The organism is Geobacillus sp. FSL W8-1251, from assembly GCF_038005945.1.
Lineage (GTDB): Bacteria > Bacillota > Bacilli > Bacillales > Anoxybacillaceae > Geobacillus > Geobacillus stearothermophilus.
Genome location: NZ_JBBOUF010000001.1, coordinates 679130 through 699157, shown reverse-complemented (window position 1 = coordinate 699157; position 20028 = coordinate 679130). Strand labels below are relative to the sequence as shown.

At 52.7% G+C, this 20028-nt stretch carries 20 protein-coding genes and 2 pseudogenes; 15 read left to right on the top strand and 7 right to left on the bottom strand.

The annotated features are described in order from the left end of the window. Positions 1-118 precede the first annotated feature (118 nt). Positions 119-361, top strand: coding sequence for a hypothetical protein (locus tag NSS88_RS03540; RefSeq protein ID WP_049624556.1), 243 nt, complete (start codon positions 119-121; stop codon positions 359-361). A gap of 65 nt (positions 362-426) precedes the next feature. Here the strand turns inward: NSS88_RS03540 and NSS88_RS03535 are convergent. Continuing rightward, a pseudogene (locus tag NSS88_RS03535) lies at positions 427-807 on the bottom strand (DUF1885 family protein). Between the two features lie 375 nt (positions 808-1182). On the opposite strand from NSS88_RS03535, the gene NSS88_RS03530 reads away from it, so the two are divergent. Next, on the top strand, positions 1183-1308 hold the full coding sequence (locus NSS88_RS03530) for a GapA-binding peptide SR1P (RefSeq protein ID WP_033008492.1): 126 nt from the start codon (positions 1183-1185) through the stop codon (positions 1306-1308). Between the two features lie 111 nt (positions 1309-1419). On the opposite strand, the gene NSS88_RS03525 is transcribed toward NSS88_RS03530, so the two are convergent. Further along, positions 1420-2892 (bottom strand): aminotransferase class I/II-fold pyridoxal phosphate-dependent enzyme, encoded by a 1473-nt coding sequence (locus NSS88_RS03525; RefSeq protein ID WP_055358205.1) that lies wholly within the window; start codon positions 2890-2892, stop codon positions 1420-1422. Between the two features lie 229 nt (positions 2893-3121). Here NSS88_RS03525 and NSS88_RS03520 point away from each other — a divergent pair. The 4 genes and pseudogenes from NSS88_RS03520 to NSS88_RS03505 form a co-directional block, all read left to right on the top strand. After that, a pseudogene (locus NSS88_RS03520) lies at positions 3122-3319 on the top strand (nitronate monooxygenase); the annotation flags it as partial. A 122-nt stretch (positions 3320-3441) separates the two neighbouring features. After that, positions 3442-3750, top strand: a complete 309-nt coding sequence (locus NSS88_RS03515; protein WP_033008499.1) for a UPF0223 family protein — start codon at positions 3442-3444, stop codon at positions 3748-3750. Between the two features lie 87 nt (positions 3751-3837). Continuing rightward, the gene (locus NSS88_RS03510; RefSeq protein ID WP_171697956.1) at positions 3838-4053 is read left to right on the top strand and encodes a hypothetical protein; all 216 of its coding nucleotides are present in this window, start codon (positions 3838-3840) and stop codon (positions 4051-4053) included. Between the two features lie 100 nt (positions 4054-4153). Then, positions 4154-4948: an inositol monophosphatase family protein gene (locus NSS88_RS03505; RefSeq protein WP_033016203.1), complete on the top strand. Its 795-nt coding sequence runs from the start codon at positions 4154-4156 to the stop codon at positions 4946-4948. Positions 4949-5020: 72 nt separating this feature from the next. On the opposite strand, the gene NSS88_RS03500 is transcribed toward NSS88_RS03505, so the two are convergent. Then, positions 5021-5194: a DUF5325 family protein gene (locus tag NSS88_RS03500; protein WP_160315647.1), complete on the bottom strand. Its 174-nt coding sequence runs from the start codon at positions 5192-5194 to the stop codon at positions 5021-5023. A gap of 155 nt (positions 5195-5349) precedes the next feature. Between NSS88_RS03500 and typA the strand changes: the two genes are divergently transcribed. The 3 genes from typA to NSS88_RS03485 all read left to right on the top strand — a co-directional run bounded on the left by typA (position 5350) and on the right by NSS88_RS03485 (position 7918). Further along, positions 5350-7194 (top strand): translational GTPase TypA, encoded by a 1845-nt coding sequence (typA, locus tag NSS88_RS03495; RefSeq protein ID WP_033016200.1) that lies wholly within the window; start codon positions 5350-5352, stop codon positions 7192-7194. A 134-nt stretch (positions 7195-7328) separates the two neighbouring features. Next, positions 7329-7637, top strand: coding sequence for a YlaH-like family protein (locus NSS88_RS03490; RefSeq protein ID WP_033008502.1), 309 nt, complete (start codon positions 7329-7331; stop codon positions 7635-7637). Beyond that, entirely contained in the window at positions 7634-7918 is a 285-nt protein-coding gene (locus NSS88_RS03485) for a hypothetical protein (protein ID WP_033008503.1), read from the top strand. The genes NSS88_RS03490 and NSS88_RS03485 overlap by 4 nt, the downstream gene beginning before the upstream one ends. Before the next feature lie 57 nt (positions 7919-7975). Here the strand turns inward: NSS88_RS03485 and NSS88_RS03480 are convergent, their stop codons facing one another. Together NSS88_RS03480 and NSS88_RS03475 are read right to left on the bottom strand one after the other, a co-directional pair. Then, complete coding sequence (locus NSS88_RS03480; protein ID WP_033016199.1) at positions 7976-8176, bottom strand: YlaI family protein; 201 nt, start codon at positions 8174-8176, stop codon at positions 7976-7978. Between the two features lie 215 nt (positions 8177-8391). After that, positions 8392-8988, bottom strand: a complete 597-nt coding sequence (locus NSS88_RS03475) for a YhcN/YlaJ family sporulation lipoprotein (RefSeq protein ID WP_033016198.1) — start codon at positions 8986-8988, stop codon at positions 8392-8394. Positions 8989-9122: 134 nt separating this feature from the next. Between NSS88_RS03475 and NSS88_RS03470 the strand changes: the two genes are divergently transcribed. Continuing rightward, entirely contained in the window at positions 9123-10454 is a 1332-nt protein-coding gene (locus NSS88_RS03470; RefSeq protein WP_061580865.1) for a PhoH family protein, read from the top strand. A gap of 118 nt (positions 10455-10572) precedes the next feature. Here NSS88_RS03470 and NSS88_RS03465 read toward each other — a convergent pair whose 3' ends face one another. Continuing rightward, on the bottom strand, positions 10573-11079 hold the full coding sequence (locus NSS88_RS03465) for a hypothetical protein (protein WP_050368468.1): 507 nt from the start codon (positions 11077-11079) through the stop codon (positions 10573-10575). A 169-nt stretch (positions 11080-11248) separates the two neighbouring features. On the opposite strand from NSS88_RS03465, the gene NSS88_RS03460 reads away from it, so the two are divergent. The 3 genes from NSS88_RS03460 to pyc all read left to right on the top strand — a co-directional run bounded on the left by NSS88_RS03460 (position 11249) and on the right by pyc (position 16545). Beyond that, the gene (locus NSS88_RS03460) at positions 11249-11536 is read left to right on the top strand and encodes a YlaN family protein (protein ID WP_033008511.1); all 288 of its coding nucleotides are present in this window, start codon (positions 11249-11251) and stop codon (positions 11534-11536) included. Positions 11537-11657: 121 nt separating this feature from the next. Then, complete coding sequence (locus tag NSS88_RS03455; RefSeq protein WP_341083075.1) at positions 11658-12881, top strand: FtsW/RodA/SpoVE family cell cycle protein; 1224 nt, start codon at positions 11658-11660, stop codon at positions 12879-12881. A gap of 220 nt (positions 12882-13101) precedes the next feature. Next, complete coding sequence (gene pyc, locus NSS88_RS03450) at positions 13102-16545, top strand: pyruvate carboxylase (RefSeq protein ID WP_061580864.1); 3444 nt, start codon at positions 13102-13104, stop codon at positions 16543-16545. A gap of 52 nt (positions 16546-16597) precedes the next feature. Here the strand turns inward: pyc and NSS88_RS03445 are convergent, their stop codons facing one another. Further along, positions 16598-17557, bottom strand: a complete 960-nt coding sequence (locus NSS88_RS03445) for a COX15/CtaA family protein (RefSeq protein WP_033016254.1) — start codon at positions 17555-17557, stop codon at positions 16598-16600. A gap of 391 nt (positions 17558-17948) precedes the next feature. Between NSS88_RS03445 and cyoE the strand changes: the two genes are divergently transcribed. Continuing rightward, on the top strand, positions 17949-18878 hold the full coding sequence (gene cyoE / locus NSS88_RS03440) for a heme o synthase (RefSeq protein WP_061580863.1): 930 nt from the start codon (positions 17949-17951) through the stop codon (positions 18876-18878). Between the two features lie 74 nt (positions 18879-18952). Further along, a complete protein-coding gene (gene coxB / locus NSS88_RS03435) occupies positions 18953-20020 on the top strand; it encodes a cytochrome c oxidase subunit II (RefSeq protein WP_061580862.1) in 1068 nt (355 codons plus the stop codon). Positions 20021-20028: the final 8 nt, after the last annotated feature.

The window sequence follows — 20028 nt, the reverse complement described above, 5'->3', positions numbered from 1 at the left end:
CTTGGCCCGGTCGTTTTTCTTATCATGCGGGAATGACGCATTTCTTGTCCTGTTTTTCATACTATTTTCCGCTTTCGTTTCATATCGTTATGGTAAAGAAAAGCGGGAGATGGAAATGATGAAAGCGTATGTCGCCTTTTTGCTGCAAATGATGATTTGGAGCAGTTTTTCCTTGATCGAGTGGCTGTCGGGGCGGGACCGGCCGTTTTTCCGCGGCTTGATGTTGTGCGTCTTCATGTACATAGCGTTTTTACTGGCGCGCCAGCTCGGCTTGGCGACGCGCAAAGCGCTCCTTACAACAGCTGCCACGGCGGCGGTGTATTTTACCGGCCAGCATTTCATATGGCAATATATTCCATGATCTGCCCCTTGGGTGCGGAAGCGGCGCAGTTCGGCGAACAAAAAACAGCGGTCCCATGCCGCTGTTTACGCGCGGCCGAACGACATCGTCCGGCCGCTGAATAAACGCAGTTCGCCGCCAAGCGTTTTGGCCATCCATTTGCTGAATTCGTTTGCTTTTCCTTTGTCCCCGTGCGTTGCTCCCGGCGCCAATGCCAGCTCAATCCTTGTTTCTTCTCCGGTTGTCCGCACGGCAATGGCCATCCCTTTGTATAAGCGGCCGTCGCCTTGCAAATAAAGAACGTGGTCGCGTTCATGCACCGTGTATGGAAAGGCTGCCTGCTCGTACGCCCATCCAAGCTACTCCCCCGTTTTGCGCAGCGCGGCTCGGTAACGTTCGAGCAACTGTTTGATTTCCTCGATGCTGATCGATTTTCCCCTCCCCGGCAGCTTTAGGCTTGCATTCAACGCCCTTCTCTCCTTTCGCCATCTTTTTGTCTCTCTCGTCCCTGAATCCGTGATAAAAACGCGTTCAAACTGCTGAGAAAGCTTGATAAATCAACAAATATCACACTTTTTGCTTTTCACTCAATAAGTGAACATCCGAAACTGGGCTAAACCCTTGATATGATTACGTTTTCCGGTGCTTTTGATGAGCTGCTGTCACGGATTCAGGTCGTCTTCATTGTACCATGTTTTTCCGGACTGCGGTGAAAAAGTTTGGTGTCATAAAAGAGCCGTCATAATCCGAAATGTGACATACAAATTTAGATTTACAATCTAAATATGATATATTATTATAAAACCAACAACAACATTTATCATCATAAAGGGGGTTTGGGGATGGGCACGATCGTATGCCAAACGTGTGAAGCGACAATTGCGTATTTTGAAGATGAAAAAGTGACAACGCTTTACGGGAAATGCGATTGCTGCGGTCATGACCGCGAGGACGGAGAAAAAGAATAAGGCGGGCAAACAAACGGGGGAAGGAACGGATAGGCGCGCATGTGGGGCAAAGCACATGCGCGCCGTTGATTTTGGCCCAAAAAAACAAGCCGGGAAAACCGGCTTGTGCATTCAACGAATCGGCTTATATTCTTTGATGACGCGCAACGTCTGCAGCGTATCGTCCTCAGGGCCTTGCACCGGCAGGCCGGCGGCCAAGTTTGTCTCGATATACTTCAAATTTTCCTCCGTAATGATTTCACCGGGAATAAAAATCGGGATGCCCGGCGGATACACCATCACAAATTCCGCGATGATCCGTCCGGCTGACTCGTGAAACGGCACGACTTCTGTTTCTGCATAAAAGGCGTCGCGCGGCGTCAAGGCTAAGGCCGGGATATCCGGAAGCAGCACTTTCGGTTTGACTCCTTTTTCCGCCTGATGGCTGAACTCGTCCGACAGGCGGCGGAGGGCCGAAACGAGCAGCCCGGCTTCCCGCTCGCTGTCGCCTGGAGTGATGAGGCACAAAATGTTATACAAATCCGAAAGCTCCACTTCGATGTTATACGTTTCGCGGAGCCATTGTTCGACATCATGGCCGGTCAAGCCGAGCTCCTTGACGGAGATGATCAGCTTCGTTGGATCGTAGTCGTACGTCGCTTCCGTGCCTAAAATTTCTTCACCGACGCAGTACAAATATGGAATTTCGTTGATTTGCCGCCGTGTCCATTCCGCGAGGCGGATCGCCTTGTCAATGAGCTCCCGCCCTTTCGTCGCCAGCTGTTTGCGGGCGACATCGAGCGAAGCGAGCAACAAATACGACGTCGACGTCGTCGTCAACATGCTTAAGATCGCTTGCACGTGCTTCGCGGAGACGAGCCCTTCGCGCACATTTAAAATCGAGCTTTGCGTCAGCGATCCGCCGAGCTTATGGACGCTTGTCGCCGCCATATCGGCCCCGGCTTGCATCGCGGAGAGCGGCAAGTCCTCATGAAAATGAATGTGAACGCCGTGCGCTTCGTCGACAAGCACCGGAACGTTGTACGAGTGGGCGATCTCGACGATTTTTTTCAAATCGCCGGCAATGCCAAAATACGTCGGGTTGATGACGAGCACCCCTTTGGCATCCGGGTGTTGGTGGAGCGCTTTTTCCACTGCCTGTGGCGTAATGCCGTGGGAAATACCGAGCTCCTTGTCAATTTCCGGATGGATGAAAATCGGCGTCGCCCCAGAAAAGACGATTGCAGACATGACCGATTTATGGACGTTGCGCGGCACAATAATTTTATCGCCCGGTCCGGCGACCGACATGACCATCGTCATGATCGCCCCGCTCGTCCCTTGCACTGAGAAAAACGTGTAATCGGCGCCGAACGCTTCGGCGGCGAGCTCCTGTGCACGTTTGATCATCCCTTTCGGATGATGCAAATCGTCGAGCGGACTGATGTTGATTAAATCGATCGCCAAGGCGTTTTCTCCGATGAAGGAGCGAAACTCCGGATCCATGCCGGCCCCTTTTTTATGGCCGGGGATGTGAAATTGAACCGGATTTTTTTTCATATGCTCCAACAGTCCGGTAAACAATGGTGTTTCGAGTTGTGACAATGGTTCCCCACACCTCTTTACCTTAAAAATAAAACAAATGCATTATAGCATTTATTTGTTCGTTTGCAAAGAAGAAAAGAATGTTGCACCAAAAAAGGAGAATGGCGATCAAAACAAGAAGTAAAAGAAGGATAACATCAAAAAGGGGAATGAATCGATGGAATGGAACACGAGAGTGACCGAGTTGCTCGGCATTACATATCCAATCATTCAAGGGGGATGAGCCTATCTGACGTACGCCGACTTGGACGCCGCCGTCTCCAACGCCGGCGGGCTCGGCCAAATTACGGCGATGTCGCTTGAAAGCCCGGAGCGCTTGCGCGAGGAAATCCGCAAAGTGAAAGAAAAGACGGACTGGCCGTTTGGAGTTAATTTTGCCATCGGCCAGCACGGCCGCCCGTTCGCTCATATGCTTGAGGCTCGCTTGGGCCGGACAGGCGATTGGGCTCATTCACGACATTCCGTAGGTCGCTGAACTGTTTGCCCGCATGATCGGCGAGGCGGAACAAATTCGGCGCCGTTGGGCAAACTAACAGCGGAGGTGAAACAATGGGCTATTCGTACCCGTTTTCGTATGATTGGTCGACGCAAGAAATCATCGATGTCATTAAATTTTTTACGGCGGTCGAAACGGCGTATGAGCGGGGGATGAAACGCGAAGAATTAATGGAGATATACCGCCGTTTCAAAGAGATCGTCCCGTCCAAAAGCGAGGAAAACCGGTTGTACGCCGAGTTTGAAAAGGAAAGCGGCTATTCATCGTACGCGGTCATCAAGCAGGTGAAAGAGGCAAAAAACGGCGACTGGATTCACATCGGGCCAAGCGGGCGAAACGCGGTAGGTAAACGCACAAATTAGTTGCATACACCCCTTTTTCCACATAATATTAAAATATAAAACAAAACGAAGCAGTACATTCCGTGAGGGGCGCCGGAAGTTTAGCTGATGATCGAGAAAGGGGTGCGGACGAAGATGAAAAAAACCGCCAATTCGCTGAAACGGCCAGACGGAGACAAACGCATGGCGGTGTTGCGGCTCGAACTTGATTATGAATTGGCGACGCTGTATGAAGCCATGATGGAAAACGATGAAGAAAAGAAAAGAGAATGCAAACGGCGGCTTGAAAAGCTGCGCCAAGAACTGATGCGCCTTCAAGTATGACCATTTTTAAGGCGAACCATCTTTGCGGTTCGTTTTTTTCTTGAGCGGTGCCCACCCCTTTCCGGCTGCTGCGTACATAATAAAAGCGGGAGGAATAGACATGGAAGGAAAATGGGAAGAGATCGACCAGTATGCCCGGCAATGGATTGCAGAAGCGGGACAGCGCATCCGCGCCTCGTTTGCGGAGCCGCTGACTGTGGAAACGAAGGAAAACCGCAACGACTTGGTGACGAACGTCGACCGCGGCATTGAGCAGTTTTTCGCCGAGCACATCCGCCGCCAATTTCCCGGCCATCGCCTGTTGGGCGAAGAAGGGTTCGGCGATGAGCTGGCCGCATTGGACGGCGTTGTATGGGTCATTGACCCGATTGACGGAACGATGAACTTTGTCCATCAGCGGCGCCACTTTGCCGTGTCGGTCGGCATTTTCGAAGATGGCGTCGGCCAGCTTGGCTATGTGTATGACGTTGTCTTTGACGAGCTGTATACCGCGCAAAAAGGGAAGGGGCTGTTTTTGAACGGCGAGCCGCTCGGCCGCTTGCAGCCGGCACCGGTGGCGGAATCGATCATCGCCATTAATGGCACATGGCTCATGGAAAATAAACGTCTCGACCATCGTCCACTCGTGAGGCTGGCCAAAGATGCGCGCGGCACGCGTTCGTACGGGTCGGCGGCGCTCGAGCTCGCCTATGTCGCAGCCGGCCGCTTGGACGCCTACATTTCGCCGCGCCTGTCGCCGTGGGATTTTGCCGGCGGGATGATTTTAATTGAAGAGGCGGGTGGAATCATGACGAACCTCGACGGAAAGCCGATCGATCTGCTCAACCGCAGCTCTGTGCTTGCCGCCAAGCCGGGCGTGCATGAGGAAATTTTGTATCGCTACCTTCGGGGCTGACGAGAAGGAGGCTGCGGCAAGAAAAGGGGCTGATCCAAAATGCGAGTGCGTTTTCGGATCAGTCCCGTTTTTTTATTCGCGCATCCGCTTTTTGCGAACGAACCCGGCGCCCATAATGGTGATAAACGTGAGCGTCGAGACGGCGATGCCGGTTGCGCTTTGCCTAGCGATGAAAACGCCGATCGCCATGACGGCGGCGACAGCGAGGATGGCGAGTAGCAGCGGCACAGGTTCGATGCGTTTCATCCGCTTGACTCCTTTCTCGGAAAATGAGGCGTCTTTTTCTAGTGTACCGGAAAATACGGCTCTTCACCAAACGTTATGTTGCATCTATATATGCTTGATTTTCTATGTTTTGTGATATAATAGACGAGCAGCTTGTCTAACAGGAGTGACCAACATTGACCAAGAAACGAATGGATCTTCGCAATATTGCGATTATCGCCCACGTCGACCATGGAAAAACGACGCTCGTCGACCAACTGCTCCGGCAGTCGGGAACATTCCGCGAAAACGAACAAGTCGAGGAGCGGGCGCTTGATCGCAACGATTTGGAGCGTGAGCGCGGCATTACGATTTTAGCCAAAAATACTGCTGTGTTGTATAAAGGGACGCGCATCAACATTTTGGATACACCGGGGCACGCCGATTTCGGCGGGGAAGTGGAGCGGATCATGCGCCTTGTTGACGGCGTCTTGCTTGTCGTCGATGCGTACGAAGGCTGTATGCCGCAAACGCGGTTTGTGCTCAAAAAAGCGCTTGAGCAGCAGCTTGTGCCGATTGTCGTCGTCAACAAAATCGACCGCGAGTTTGCCCGTCCGGCGGAAGTCGTCGATGAAGTGATCGACTTGTTTATTGAACTCGGCGCTTCGGAGGAGCAGCTTGAGTTTCCGGTCGTGTACACATCGGCGCTGCGCGGAACATCAAGCCTTGACCCGGACCGGCAAGGCGGGGACATGACCGCCTTGTTTGAGACGATCATCGAGCATATTCCGGCGCCGGCGGACAATCGCGATGAACCGTTGCAATTCCAGGTGGCCCTGCTCGATTATAACGAATACGTGGGCCGCATCGGCATCGGGCGCATTTTCCGCGGCACGATGAAAACCGGCCAGCAAGTCGCCTTATTGAAGCGCGACGGCACCGTGAGACAGTTCCGCGTCACAAAGTTGTTCGGCTTTATTGGCTTAAAGCGGATCGAGATTGAAGAAGCCCACGCCGGCGACATCGTGGCTGTTGCGGGAATGGAAGACATTAACGTCGGCGAGACCGTTTGTCCGCCGGACCGCCAGGAACCGTTGCCGCCGCTTCATATTGATGAGCCGACGCTGAAAATGACCTTTCTTGTCAACAACAGCCCGTTTGCCGGGCGCGAAGGCAAATATGTGACGGCACGGAAGTTGGAAGAGCGGCTGCTCACCCAGCTTGAGACCGATGTCAGCCTGCGCGTCGAGCCGACCGATTCGCCGGATGCATGGATCGTTTCCGGACGCGGCGAGCTTCATTTAGCCATTCTAATTGAAAGCATGCGCCGAGAAGGGTATGAACTGCAAGTATCGAAGCCGGAAGTCATTGTCAAAGAGATCGATGGCGTTTTGTGCGAACCGATTGAACGAGTCGTGATCGACGTTCCGGAAGAGTATACCGGCGCCGTTATGGAATCGCTTGGCAGCCGCAAAGGCGAACTCGCCGATATGGTGCATGGAGACAACGGACAAGTGCGTCTCGTCTTTCTTGTGCCGTCGCGCGGGTTGATCGGCTATCGAAGCGAATTTATGTCGCTGACGCGTGGGTATGGCATTTTAAACCATTCATTTGACCATTACGCTCCCATGCAGCCTGGCGCGATCGGAGGCCGCCGCCAAGGGGTGCTCGTCTCGATGGAAACCGGCAAGGCGACAGCGTACAGCATTATGCAGCTTGAGGACCGCGGCACGATTTTTGTCGAGCCGGGCACAGAAGTGTACGAAGGAATGATCGTCGGCGAGCACAACCGGGAAAACGACCTTGTCGTCAACATTTGCCGCGAGAAGCATGTTACGAATGTGCGCTCATCGACGAAAGAGCAGACGGTGACGATGAAAAAGCCGCGCCTGCTGACGTTGGAAGAGGCGCTTGAGTATTTGAACGACGATGAATATTGCGAAGTGACGCCGGTTTCCATTCGTTTGCGCAAAAAAATCTTAAGCAAAAGCGAGCGCGAAAAAGCGGAGAAGAGAAAGAAAGCGGCGCAACAGGCAAAATAGAAGCGGCATGCCTTTGGCTAACCGGGAAAGCCCTGGATGCGCCGGCGTGTGCATGCTTCTGCCGCGCGGCGCTTGAGAGGAAACAAAACAAGGCTGCGTTTTGGCGGGCATTCGGGTGGACGGGAGGGAACAATATGAACGTGCTGGAACGGCTGACGTTTTTCGCCTCTCTTTATGACGTTGACGGCAATCCCGAGCGCGGCATGTGGCTGCTGTACGCCACGGTTTTGCTGCTGGCGGCGCTTGTTTACCGTCTCGGTTTTGCCCGCCGGCTGCCGCTGTTGAAAAGCGCCGTCATTTACGTCTTGCTGGCGCTCGGCTGCACAGTGTTAACGTTTTTCGCTGTTTTTTTGCCTGTGGCGGAAGGATTGGCGGTCGCCGCGCTCGTATTGCTCATTTATAAAATCCGCCTCAGGCAGGCGAAAGAGGGAGAAAAGCCATGAAATCGGTGCAAGACGCTCTTTACAACTGGCTGACAATCGAAATTGTCGCCGCCGCCCGCCCGCACGATGAGGCGGCGCGCGACACGGCGTCGTTTTTTCTGGCTATCTTGGAAAACAACTTCGGCGTGACGGCGGTGAAGGCCGCCAAAGACGAAGCGAGCGGGCGGTACGTTGTTGAATATAGGTGCGGCGGGGAAACAAAGACGGCTCATTTCCCTGTGGAGCTGGCGGAAGCGATATGGCGGCAGATCGAAGCCGAGCCTGAGAAGTACGGATCATAAAGAAAAAGAAGCAAAACCGGCACTGGAAAGCGGCCGCTTCTCAGTGCCGGTTTTTGGTTACCAATCCTCATCGGTGCGGTTGCCGCGATAGAAGCGGAATTTTCCTGTCGCCAGCCGCATCCGTGTTTTTTCCGCAATGCGGTCATGACATTGACGGCACATGTACGTATGGATCGGACGGTTGCGAAGCCGTTTGGCGAGCGGCGATTCATCGTCGATCGTGTCAATTTGTTCGCAAAGCACGCATTTGATTCTCATGGTTCACCTCAACAACTATATCAATGCACGTTGAAGCTTTAACGTTTTTTATTTTTCGACTGGCGGGCGGCCGAACAACACCGCCTTCTAGACAAATTGGTTTGTCCGGAAGGCGGCTCGTTGTTCGGTTCTCTGTCACGCTAAAGCTTCTCCGGCTGTCATTAAGATCGAAAATGCCCCTCCCGATCCATTATACCACAGCGCAGCAGAATCGTTTAGCGGTTTAAGTGGTGGTTGGACTGCTTTTCTTGATGTTCGTTCAACTGCCGTTCCTCTTGGTTGTTCAACTGCCCGTCGTTTTCTTCGGTCGGATTTGGCGTCGTTTCAAACAGGTCGCTTGGCACTTCCGGCATCACCCGTCCAACGATGTCGGCGATTTCGTTCATGAATGCCTGCACAGGCCGCCCCTCATCAATTTGCCGGCCGATGTTGCGCACGCGCGTGTAAAGGTCCGGATCGGCGATAATAATTGCGTTGGCGCCGTACGGGTCTTTTTGTAGCGCTTCTGCAACGGAATATTTGATCGTGCCGACGCGTGAGGCGTCGACATTGGCGCCGACGTCAATGCCGACGATGGCGTACTTGCCCACAACGATCGCGGTAGCATCGTGAACGTTCGGCACACGGTTCGCGATCTCCGCAATCCGGCGGGCGATCTCCTGGCCCGATTTATTTTCTACCTGCTCATCAACCGTATTTCTGACGCGCACAAGCGAACGGTCCCCATCGTTTGCTTCATTGCTGTTTCCAACATTGCATCCGCCTAAAAGAAGAAGGGAGAAGGCGGCCAGCCATCCGAGTGTTTTCTTCATCTTTGTCCACCTCTGCTTTTTTGACTTTATTTTGCAAAAATCCTTCTATCTTTATACATTTTTTCATATGCTATACCACAGCCATTCCCATCCGGTATACAAGGCGGAAAACGGACGCTAGGGGGAAGCGGAATTTGGGAAAGAAAATCTATGTGCTTGATACAAACGTCCTCTTGCAAGACCCGTATTCAATTTTTTCGTTCGAGGACAACGAGGTCGTCATTCCGGCTGTCGTCCTGGAGGAAGTGGATTCGAAAAAGCGGTATATGGATGAGGTCGGGAGAAACGCCCGCCAGGTGTCGAAGCTGATCGACCGCCTGCGCGAGAACGGCAAGCTGCACGAGAAAATTCCGCTTGAAAACGGAGGGGTGCTGCGCATTGAACTGAACCACCGTTCATTCCATCAGCTTCAGGAAATTTTTGTCGAAAAAACGAACGACAACCGCATTTTGGCGGTGGCGAAAAACTTATCGCTTGAGGAACAAGCGAAAGAGGACGGACGTTCGGTCATTTTGGTGAGCAAAGATGCGCTCGTGCGCGTGAAAGCGGATGCCATCGGGCTGCAGGCCGAAGACTTCTTAAGCGACCGCGTCGTTGACATCGACCATATTTACACCGGGTTTTTGGAACTGTACATAGGGAGAGATCACCTGCAACGGTTTTATGATAAAGGGGAGCTCGTGTTGGCCGATATCGCTGATCACCCGTTTTACCCGAATCAGTTTATTATTATGAAAGACGCATTCGGCAGTTCCGCTTCGGCGATTGGCATCGTCGACCAAAACGGCAAAAAGGTGAAGAAGCTGATTTTTCATCATGAGCATATATGGGGCATTCGCCCGCGCAACGTGCAGCAAACGATGGCGTTTGAGCTGCTTATGCGCGACGATATTCCGCTCGTGACGTTAATCGGCAAGGCTGGAACCGGGAAAACGCTGCTCGCGCTTGCTGCCGGGCTCATGCAGACTGAAGACTTGCGCACGTACAAAAAGCTGCTTGTTGCGCGCCCGATCGTGCCGATGGGGAAAGACCTCGGCTTTTTGCCCGGGGAAAAGGAAGAAAAGCTGCGCCCGTGGATGCAGCCGATTTTTGACAACCTTGAGTATTTGTTCAACACGAAAAAGCCGGGGGAATTGGACGCCATTTTAGCGGGCATGAGCTCGATTGAAGTCGAGGCGCTCACCTACATTCGCGGCCGCAGCCTGCCGGAGCAGTTCATCATTATTGATGAGGCGCAAAACTTAACAAAGCATGAAGTGAAGACGATTTTGACGCGCGTCGGCGAAAAAAGCAAAATCATTTTAATGGGCGATCCGGAACAGATCGACCATCCATATTTGGATGAATACAACAACGGCTTGACGTATGTGGTCGAGAAATTCAAAGACCAAAAAATCGCCGGTCATATCCGCCTTGTCAAAGGAGAGCGTTCCGCGCTCGCCCAGCTCGCTGCCGACTTGCTTTAGCCCTCGTCTTCCAACCGGCCGCTTGGGAGGCTGCCAATCCTGCGTCACGCGAACGAACAGAAATGGCGGCCCCTCACGGCCGACCGAAAACCGGACGTCCTCTTGACGGAGCGTCTGGTCAGCGGACGATGAGCTGGCGCACATGGGTAATCGGCGCTTCGCGGTTCGAGCCGTCGCCGAAATAAATGTGCACCGGACCGTCATCGCGCAGCGGCTTTCCGTTTTTAGAAAAAGCAAAAATCAAATCGTGTGCTTTGTCGAGCGGGATCACCGTTTCCCCGCTTTCCGTCACGACGACAAGTTCGGAAGCGTCTTCGTGCGGTTCAGCGTTTTGCAAAAACGGAGCAAACGGCATGCCGAACGAACCGGTGATGATTTTCTCCTTCAAAAAACGCCGCTCGGTTTTCAATGTGGGCGGAAAGACGGCCCCCTCCTGAATTTCCCGGTCCCAAAACGCCGACCACTTTTTGATTTCTTCTTCCTCTTGCCCTGCCTCGGCTTGATCTGGTTTCGGATGCGAAAAATACGTGTCCAAATCGACTTTTCGGTCATCGAAAATCCAGACGCCAGGGTCGAGCGTAATCGTAAAGTTGACCTTTCCCGTCAGCATGATAATATCGCTCATCAAGACACCCTCTCCTCTGCATGTTGCCGCTGTTTTTAGTTTAGTATAATAATAAATAAAGCGTTTGTCATGTTCCAAGCCGGATTGCTATCAATGGTTTCAACTTGCAAAATGGCTTGTTTCACGTTAAGATTTAAAGAAGGATAGGGGAGAGAACGGAGGGATCGATGTGACGGACGAATCGATGGGCTATCGCGAAAAGGCGTACGCGCTGCTGCAAGCCGATGCGGAAAAAATTATTCAGCTCATCCGCGTGCAAATGGATCATTTGACGATGCCGCAATGTCCGCTCTATGAGGAAGTGTTGGACACGCAAATGTTCGGCTTGTCGCGGGAAATCGACTTTGCGGTGCGCCTCGGGCTTGTGGAGGCCAAAGACGGAAAGGCGCTCCTTGACCGGCTTGAGCGCGAGCTTTCCGCGTTGCATGAAGCAGTGACAAAAAAGCGCGTACGATAACGATACATGGCAACTCAAACGATTGGCCTGCCGTCGTTTGAGTTTTTCTGTTTTTGGGCAGGAAATCGGCGCGCTGCTGCGAATGATTTATGTACATACGTGCAAACAGGGAAGAGGGACGATGGATCGACAATTATGGAAGAAAGTGTTGAAATGTTACGATTATCCGCTCATGGCCGCGGTCATTATGCTGTCGTTGTTCGGCCTGATTATGGTGTACAGCGCGAGCATGGTGACGGCCGTCATCCGTTTTGAGGTGCCGAGCGACTATTTTTATGAGCGGCAAAAGCATTGGCTCATCGCCGCGCTCGCTGCCTTTGCCATGATGGCTATTATTCCGTATAAAGTGTGGCGAAAAGAACGATTCGTGAAATTCGTTTTTTTCGCTTCCCCGCTGATGCTGATCGCGGTTGCGTTCCTTGGCCATACGGCCAACAATGCGACAAGCTGGTTTCGCGTTGGGGCGCTTTCCATCCAGCCGGCGGAGCTGGCCAAGCTCGGCCTGATTTTGTACTTGTCGGCGGCGTTTGCCAACAAGCGGAAACGGCTGGCTGAGCCGGTGAAAAGCAATTTATTCCCCATTTACTATACGCTGTTTATTTGTGCGTTGATCGCCATTCAGCCGGACTTCGGCACGGCGTTTATCGTTTTTGTCATCGCGGTGTGCATCATTCTTTCGTCTGGACTGCGCCTCACGTTGCTTTTCAAGCAGCTGCTCTTTTTCGCTTTGATCGCCGTGATGCTGTCGCCGCTTTGGCTTCCGTTCATGGGCAAAAAGATTTTTTCGAGAGAACGGTTGTCGCGCCTTTACAGTTTTTTGGATCCGTTTCAATATGCGGATACGGACGGCTATCAGCTCGTCAATTCGTATTTGGCGATCGGGATCGGCGGGCTGAAAGGGCTTGGGCTCGGAAAAGGCATCCAAAAGTACGGCTATTTGCCGGAGTCGCACACCGACTTTATTATGGCCGTCATTGCCGAAGAGCTCGGTTTGTTCGGCGTCATGTTCACGCTTGGGCTATTGGCGTTTATCGTGCTGCGCGGATTGTGGATCGCCCGCCGCTCGACTGATGCGTTCGGCAGCTTGCTCGCCATCGGCATTTCTGTCATGATCGGCTTCCAGACGTTTATTAACGTCGGCGGAGTCGTCGGGCTCATTCCCATCACCGGGGTGCCGCTGCCGCTCGTCAGCTACGGGGGGACATCGCTCGTCCTGATAATGGCCTCGCTCGGCTTACTGGTGAACATTTCGATGTTTACGAAGTATGAACAGCGATACAAAAAAAGCGAAAAACAAGCCGTGAACGCGTCAAAAAAAGGTCTGACTTTCTACCTGAATCCGTGATAAAAACGCGTTCAAACTGCTGAGAAAGCTTGATAAATCAACAAATATCACACTTTTTGCTTTTCACTCAATAAGTGAACATCCGAAACTGGGCTAAACCCTTGATATGATTACGTTTTCCGGTGCTTTTGATGAGCTGCTGTCACGGATTCAGGTTTCTAGAAAGTGTATTTACAAAACGGCAAAACTTTTATAGCTTAATTAGAAAGGAGGAGAGACGATGAGGACAAGACGAATTCACAAAGTACTTGTAGCCAACCGCGGGGAGGTCGCCATTCGCGTCTTCCGCGCCTGCACGGAGCTCGGCATCCGCACTGTAGCCATTTACTCGAAGGAAGATGCCGGTTCGTACCACCGCTATAAGGCGGATGAAGCGTATTTGGTCGGCGAAGGGAAAAAGCCGATTGAAGCGTATTTGGACATCGAGGGCATCATCGAAATCGCCAAAGTTCACGACGTTGATGCCATCCATCCGGGGTACGGGTTTTTGTCGGAAAATATCCAATTTGCGAAACGGTGCCGCGAGGAAGGGATTATTTTCATCGGCCCAAACGAGGATCACCTCGACATGTTTGGCGACAAAGTAAAAGCGCGCCATGCGGCCATGAAAGCGGGCATTCCGGTCATCCCGGGCAGCGACGGACCGGTCGGCGGCCTTGAGGATGTCGTCCGCTTTGCCGAAACGCACGGATATCCGATCATCATCAAGGCGGCGCTGGGCGGCGGCGGACGCGGCATGCGCATCGTCCGTTCCAAGTCTGAAGTGAAAGAAGCGTTTGAACGCGCCAAATCAGAGGCGAAGGCGGCATTTGGCAGCGATGACGTCTATGTCGAAAAGCTAATCGAAAAGCCAAAGCACATTGAAGTGCAAATTTTGGGCGACCATGAAGGAAACATTGTCCATCTTTACGAACGTGACTGCTCGGTGCAGCGCCGCCACCAAAAAGTCGTTGAGGTTGCGCCGAGCGTCTCGCTGTCGGACGAGCTGCGCCAGCGCATTTGTGAAGCGGCGGTCAAACTGATGAAAAGCGTCGGCTACGTCAACGCCGGTACGGTTGAGTTCCTTGTCTCAGGCGATGAATTTTATTTCATTGAGGTCAATCCGCGCATCCAAGTCGAGCATACGATCACCGAAATGATCACGGGGATTGACATCGTCCAGTCGCAAATTTTAATCGCCGACGGCTTTTCACTCCACAGCCCGGAAGTCGGCATTCCAAAGCAGGAAGACATCCGCATTAACGGCTATGCGATTCAGTCGCGGGTGACGACTGAGGACCCGCTCAACAACTTTATGCCGGATACGGGAAAAATTATGGCGTACCGCTCAGGCGGCGGTTTTGGCGTGCGCTTGGACGCCGGCAATGCCTTCCAAGGAGCGGTTATTACGCCGTATTACGATTCGCTGCTCGTGAAAGTGTCGACATGGGCGTTGACGTTTGAGCAGGCGGCCAGAAAAATGCTGCGCAACTTGCGCGAATTCCGCATTCGCGGCATTAAAACGAACATCCCGTTTTTGGAAAATGTCGTGCAGCATCCGAAGTTTTTGTCAGGGGAATATGATACATCGTTCATTGACACAACGCCGGAATTGTTTGTGTTTCCGCGCCGGAAAGACCGCGGGACGAAAATGCTCACCTACATCGGCACGGTGACGGTCAACGGCTTCCCTGGAATCGGCAAAAAGAAAAAGCCGGTGTTTGACAAGCCGCGCGTGCCGAAATTGAGCGAAACCGAACCGATCCCGGCCGGAACGAAGCAAATGTTGGACGAACGCGGCGTCGAGGGGCTCATTCGCTGGATTCAAGAACAGCCGCGCGTCCTGCTCACTGATACGACGTTCCGCGACGCCCATCAGTCGCTGTTGGCGACGCGCGTGCGCACGATCGACATGCTGCGCATCGCCGAACCGACGGCGCGCTTGCTGCCGAATTTGTTCTCGCTTGAGATGTGGGGCGGAGCGACGTTTGATGTGGCGTACCGCTTTTTGAAAGAAGATCCGTGGGATCGGCTGCTCAAGCTGCGCGAGCGCATCCCGAACGTGCTGTTCCAAATGCTGCTTCGTTCGGCCAACGCCGTGGGGTATAAAAACTATCCCGACAACGTCATCCGCGAGTTCGTCGACAAATCAGCGCAAGCCGGCATCGATGTCTTCCGCATTTTTGACAGCTTAAACTGGGTGAAAGGAATGACGGTGGCGATCGATGCCGTCCGGCAAAGTGGTAAAATCGCCGAGGCCGCCATTTGCTACACCGGCGACATTTTGGACCCGAGCCGGCCGAAGTACAACTTGGACTATTACAAGTCGCTCGCCAAAGAGCTCGAGCAAGCCGGAGCGCACATTTTGGGCATTAAAGATATGGCAGGGCTTTTGAAGCCGCAGGCGGCGTACGTGCTCATTTCCGCGCTTAAGGAAACGGTCGATATTCCGATCCATTTGCATACGCACGATACGAGCGGCAACGGCATTTACACGTACGCCAAAGCGATTGAAGCGGGTGTGGACATTGTTGATGTCGCCGTCAGCTCGATGGCCGGCTTGACGTCGCAGCCGAGCGCTAATACGCTCTACTATGCGTTGGAAGGAACAGAGCGGGCGCCGGAAGTTGACATTTATGGCTTGGAGCAGTTGGCCCGCTATTGGGAAGATGTGCGCAAGTTTTATCAGGAGTTTGAAAGCGGCATGAACGCCCCGCATACGGAAGTATACATGCACGAGATGCCGGGCGGCCAATACAGCAATTTGCAGCAGCAAGCGAAAGCGGTCGGCCTCGGCGACCGCTGGGATGAAGTGAAAGAAATGTACCGCCGTGTGAACGACTTGTTCGGCGATATCGTCAAAGTGACGCCATCATCGAAAGTCGTCGGCGACATGGCGCTGTATATGGTGCAAAACAACTTGACCGAACAAGACATTTTTGAGCGCGGCGAAACGCTCAACTTCCCGGATTCGGTCGTCGAGTTTTTCGAAGGCTATTTAGGCCAGCCGCACGGCGGATTTCCGAAAGAGCTGCAGCGCATCATTTTGAAAGGGCGCGAACCGATCACCGTCCGCCCGGGTGAGCTGCTTGAGCCGGTTGACTTCGAGCAAATCAAGCGGGAGCTGCATGACAAGCTCGGCCGCGAAGTGACCGACTTTGACGCCATTGCCTATGCGCTTTATCCGAAAGTGTTTTTAGAATATGCCGACACGGTCGAAAAATACGGCGATATTTCCGTGCTCGATACACCGACGTTCCTGTACGGCATGCGTCTCGGCGAGGAAATTGAAGTGGAGATTGAACGCGGCAAAACGCTCATCGTCAAGCTCGTGTCGATCGGCCAACCGCAGGCCGATGGCACGCGCGTCGTCTACTTCGAGCTGAACGGCCAGCCGCGCGAAGTCATCATCCGCGATGAGAGCATCAAAGCGGCCGTTGCTGAGCGCATCAAGGCCGACCGGACGAATCCGAACCATATTGCGGCGACGATGCCGGGTACGGTTGTGAAAGTGCTTGTCGAAAAAGGGGAGAAAGTGGATAAAGGCGACCATTTGATGGTCACGGAAGCGATGAAAATGGAAACGACGGTGCAGGCGCCGTTTGCTGGCATTGTCAAAGACATTTACGTCAAAAGCGGCGATGCCATTCAGGCGGGCGACTTGCTGATTGAGCTATCCAAATAATGAAAAAGGGATGTCCGCGTTTTTGTGGGCATCCCTTTTTCTCTGCAGCGGATTACCGCCATTTCAGCACGGTTGGCGCTGTTTCCTCGGGCGGGTGAGCCATCGTTTTTCCCGGCGCACGGCGGGTGCGCAGCGCCAAGAGCAGCAAGTAGCTGAGCACGCCGAACAGGCAGGAGATAAAAAACGCGTGCGCCAGAGCCACGTATAAGTTCAACTGAGTGAACACAACGAGCGCCCCAGTTGTCATCTGGGCGAGGACGAGAAAAAGAGCAATGATCCATCCATAGTAGATAACCGGTTGGCTTCGGTAATGACGGATGGCGTGCAGCGCCGCGATGGCGATCCAGATGACGATCAGCCCCGCCGCCAGCCGATGGCCCATTTGCACCCATTCGTGAAACTGCACCGGGAAAGGACGCGTTTTCGCGCACAGCGGCCAGCTTGGACAGGCGAGGCTGGCGTTCGTATGGCGGACGAGCGCCCCGGTATAGACGACAATGTACGAGTAAATAATGATCCCGTAAATATGAACGCGCATCGGCCTGTCAAGCGTAAGCGAGACGGCGGAAAACGTTTTGTCCGCTTCAAAAATGAGCAGCGTCAACAGCAGCACAGCGGCAAATGAGATGAGCGAAATGCCGAAATGCAGGGCCAACACAAAATCGGACTGCCCCCAGACGACCGCGGCGGCGCCGATTAATCCTTGCAGGACGAGAAAAACGAATGAGACGACTGCCAAAAACTTTGTCTCCCGCATATGGCCGATGACCCGCCATGCCCAAACGGAAAGAATGAGCACCATGATGCCGGCAAGCCCGGAGACAAGGCGATGGCTCAGCTCAATGACCAGTTCAGGCGTAATGTCATCCGGCACCCACTGGCCGTTGCACAGCGGCCATGATCGGCCGCACCCCATGCCGGAGCCGGTTTTCGTCACGAGCGCTCCGCCGATCAGCACAAACAGCATGACCACGGTTGTCGCGGCCGCAAACCATTTTAATGAACGTTGCAAAATCTTCACCTTCTTGTATTGAGGAATTATGATTTTGACCATATTTAGTAAAAAGTGGTGCAGTTGATAACGGCCAACGATGTTCCAAACCAAATCTATTTTACACGATGACCACCGGAAACACAAAATGACGTTTGCATATTGAATAAGTCGATTAAGTTTGCTAGAAATATTAATGGGATAGGCAAACGGGCCGGTTTCGCCTAACGGATTCAAAAATTTGACACAAATTATTTAAAAAAAGTTCACATGATGAGAAAAAATGTGATTTAATATAAAGAGAAATAAACCTACCTAGTTCTTTTGTTTTTTTTGTTTTCGTATTTCGGGCATTGGAGCCAAGATCACGGCGTCTGCCCGCCGGGCGGCGCAATGAGGAGGAACAGGAGACATGGCCGAATTGAAAGCGGTGCACCAGGATGCGGCCGATGCCGGTCATCGCTCGCATGTGAGCGTCAAGACAGTTTGGAGAGAGTTATCGTCTGTTGTGAAAATCGGAATCGTCAATTCGAATTTGATTACGACGTTCGCCGGGATGTGGCTGGCGTTTTATTTTACTGGGGAACACTTTTTGGAGAACCTGCATCTTGTTTTTTTCACGCTGTTTGGGGCAGCGCTTGTCATCGCAGGTTCATGCGCCATTAATAACTACATTGACCGCGACATTGATCAATATATGGAGCGGACGAAAGCACGCCCGACCGTCACCGGGACGATGGATCCGCGGCGGGTGCTTTGGCTTGGGATTGGTCTTGTCGCAATCGGCGAGATGGGCCTGCTTATGACAACGGTTACGGCTGCCGTCGTTGGATTGATCGGTATGGCGACGTACGTCTTTTTATACACCCTTTGGACGAAGCGCCATTATACGCTCAACACTGTCGTCGGCAGCATTTCCGGCGCCGTGCCGCCGGTGATCGGCTGGACCGCGGTTGACCCAAGTTTCCATGTCGTCCCGCTTGTTCTCTTTTTGATCATGTTTTTATGGCAGCCGCCGCATTTTTTGGCGTTGGCAATGAAGCGGTGCGAGGAGTACCGGGCTGCCGGCATTCCGATGCTGCCGGTCGTTCACGGCTTCGCCATGACGAAGCGGCAAATCATCGTCTGGGTGGCCTGTTTGCTGCCGCTGCCGTTTTATTTGTTCTCGCTCGGCGCGCCGTTTTTAACGGTCGCGACGCTGCTGAACATCGGCTGGCTGTTTTTGGGGCTGTGGGGCTTGAAAATGAAAGATGACTTAAAGTGGGCGAAATGGATGTTCGTCTATTCGCTCAACTATTTGACAATTCTATTCGTGGCGATGGTGATCGCCACCTTATGGTAAACGTTTGAAATTCTTTCATCATGAAAGAATTTGTATATATTTCTACATCAAAGAAAGAGGGGTTTGATTAGGCTATGAACAAAGGGCTGCGCTGGCGCTTACTTTCCTTGTTTGGAATGATGGCGCTGTTGCTCGCCGGCTGCGGCAAGCCGTTTTTATCGACGCTCCAGCCCGCCGGTGAAGTAGCGGACATACAGTATTCGCTCATGTTGCTGAGCACGTCGATCATGGTGCTCGTCATTGTCGTTGTAGCGATCATTTTCGTCTATGTTGTCATCCGCTTCCGGCGGCGCAAGGGGGAAGAAAACAAAATTCCGAAGCAAGTGGAAGGAAGCCATAAACTAGAAATTATTTGGACTGTCATTCCAATCATCCTCTTGCTGATTTTGGCGGTGCCGACGGTATCGGCGACGTTTAAGCTGGCGGATGTCAAGGCGATGAACGACAAAAAACGAGATAAGGATACAGTTGTCGTCAATGTTCGCGCCAACCAATACTGGTGGGAATTTGAATATCCGGATTACGGCATTATCACGAGCCAAGATTTGGTCGTGCCGACGAATGAAAAAGTGTATTTCAACTTGATTGCGTCGGATGTCAAACATTCGTTCTGGATTCCGGCGGTCGGCGGCAAAATGGATACGAACACTGACAACAAAAACCAATTTTGGCTTGTTTTTGATCAAAAAGCGACCGATAAGGCCGGCGGCGTCTTTTACGGCAAATGTGCGGAGCTTTGCGGTCCGTCCCATGCGCTGATGGACTTTAAAGTTCGGCCGTTGCCGCGCGACCAATTTGACGCCTGGGTGAAAAAGATGCAAAATGCAAAAAAACCGGTTGTGACGGATCCGGTTGCCAAACAAGGCGAGGCGATTTTCAACAAAAGCTGTATCGGCTGCCATGCCGTGTCGCCGGTAGACAAGCGTCCGGAACAGGCACGCACAGCGCCGAACTTGGCGAACTTTGGCGATCGCGAACGAATCGCCGGTATTTTGGAGCATAACGAAGAAAATCTGAAAAAATGGCTGAGAGACCCGAACAGCGTGAAGCCTGGAAATAAAATGGCGGGTACATATGGCCACTTGACGGAAGAGCAAATTGACGCATTGGCGAAATATTTGATGAGCTTAAAAGTGGAATAAAGCATGAG

Bases quoted from the DNA above. Each gene is read 5' to 3' on its own strand.
- NSS88_RS03530 (WP_033008492.1), top strand. From the start codon at position 1,183: ATGGGCACGATCGTATGCCAAACGTGTGAAGCGACAATTGCGTATTTT.
- NSS88_RS03480 (WP_033016199.1), bottom strand. From the start codon at position 8,176: ATGAGAATCAAATGCGTGCTTTGCGAACAAATTGACACGATCGACGAT.
- coxB (WP_061580862.1), top strand. From the start codon at position 18,953: ATGAACAAAGGGCTGCGCTGGCGCTTACTTTCCTTGTTTGGAATGATG.
- NSS88_RS03485 (WP_033008503.1), top strand. From the start codon at position 7,634: ATGAAATCGGTGCAAGACGCTCTTTACAACTGGCTGACAATCGAAATT.
- pyc (WP_061580864.1), top strand. From the start codon at position 13,102: ATGAGGACAAGACGAATTCACAAAGTACTTGTAGCCAACCGCGGGGAG.
- NSS88_RS03505 (WP_033016203.1), top strand. From the start codon at position 4,154: ATGGAAGGAAAATGGGAAGAGATCGACCAGTATGCCCGGCAATGGATT.
- cyoE (WP_061580863.1), top strand. From the start codon at position 17,949: ATGGCCGAATTGAAAGCGGTGCACCAGGATGCGGCCGATGCCGGTCAT.
- NSS88_RS03475 (WP_033016198.1), bottom strand. From the start codon at position 8,988: ATGAAGAAAACACTCGGATGGCTGGCCGCCTTCTCCCTTCTTCTTTTA.
- NSS88_RS03515 (WP_033008499.1), top strand. From the start codon at position 3,442: ATGGGCTATTCGTACCCGTTTTCGTATGATTGGTCGACGCAAGAAATC.
- NSS88_RS03500 (WP_160315647.1), bottom strand. From the start codon at position 5,194: ATGAAACGCATCGAACCTGTGCCGCTGCTACTCGCCATCCTCGCTGTC.
- NSS88_RS03540 (WP_049624556.1), top strand. From the start codon at position 119: ATGAAAGCGTATGTCGCCTTTTTGCTGCAAATGATGATTTGGAGCAGT.
- NSS88_RS03510 (WP_171697956.1), top strand. From the start codon at position 3,838: ATGATCGAGAAAGGGGTGCGGACGAAGATGAAAAAAACCGCCAATTCG.
- NSS88_RS03490 (WP_033008502.1), top strand. From the start codon at position 7,329: ATGAACGTGCTGGAACGGCTGACGTTTTTCGCCTCTCTTTATGACGTT.
- NSS88_RS03455 (WP_341083075.1), top strand. From the start codon at position 11,658: ATGGATCGACAATTATGGAAGAAAGTGTTGAAATGTTACGATTATCCG.
- NSS88_RS03465 (WP_050368468.1), bottom strand. From the start codon at position 11,079: ATGAGCGATATTATCATGCTGACGGGAAAGGTCAACTTTACGATTACG.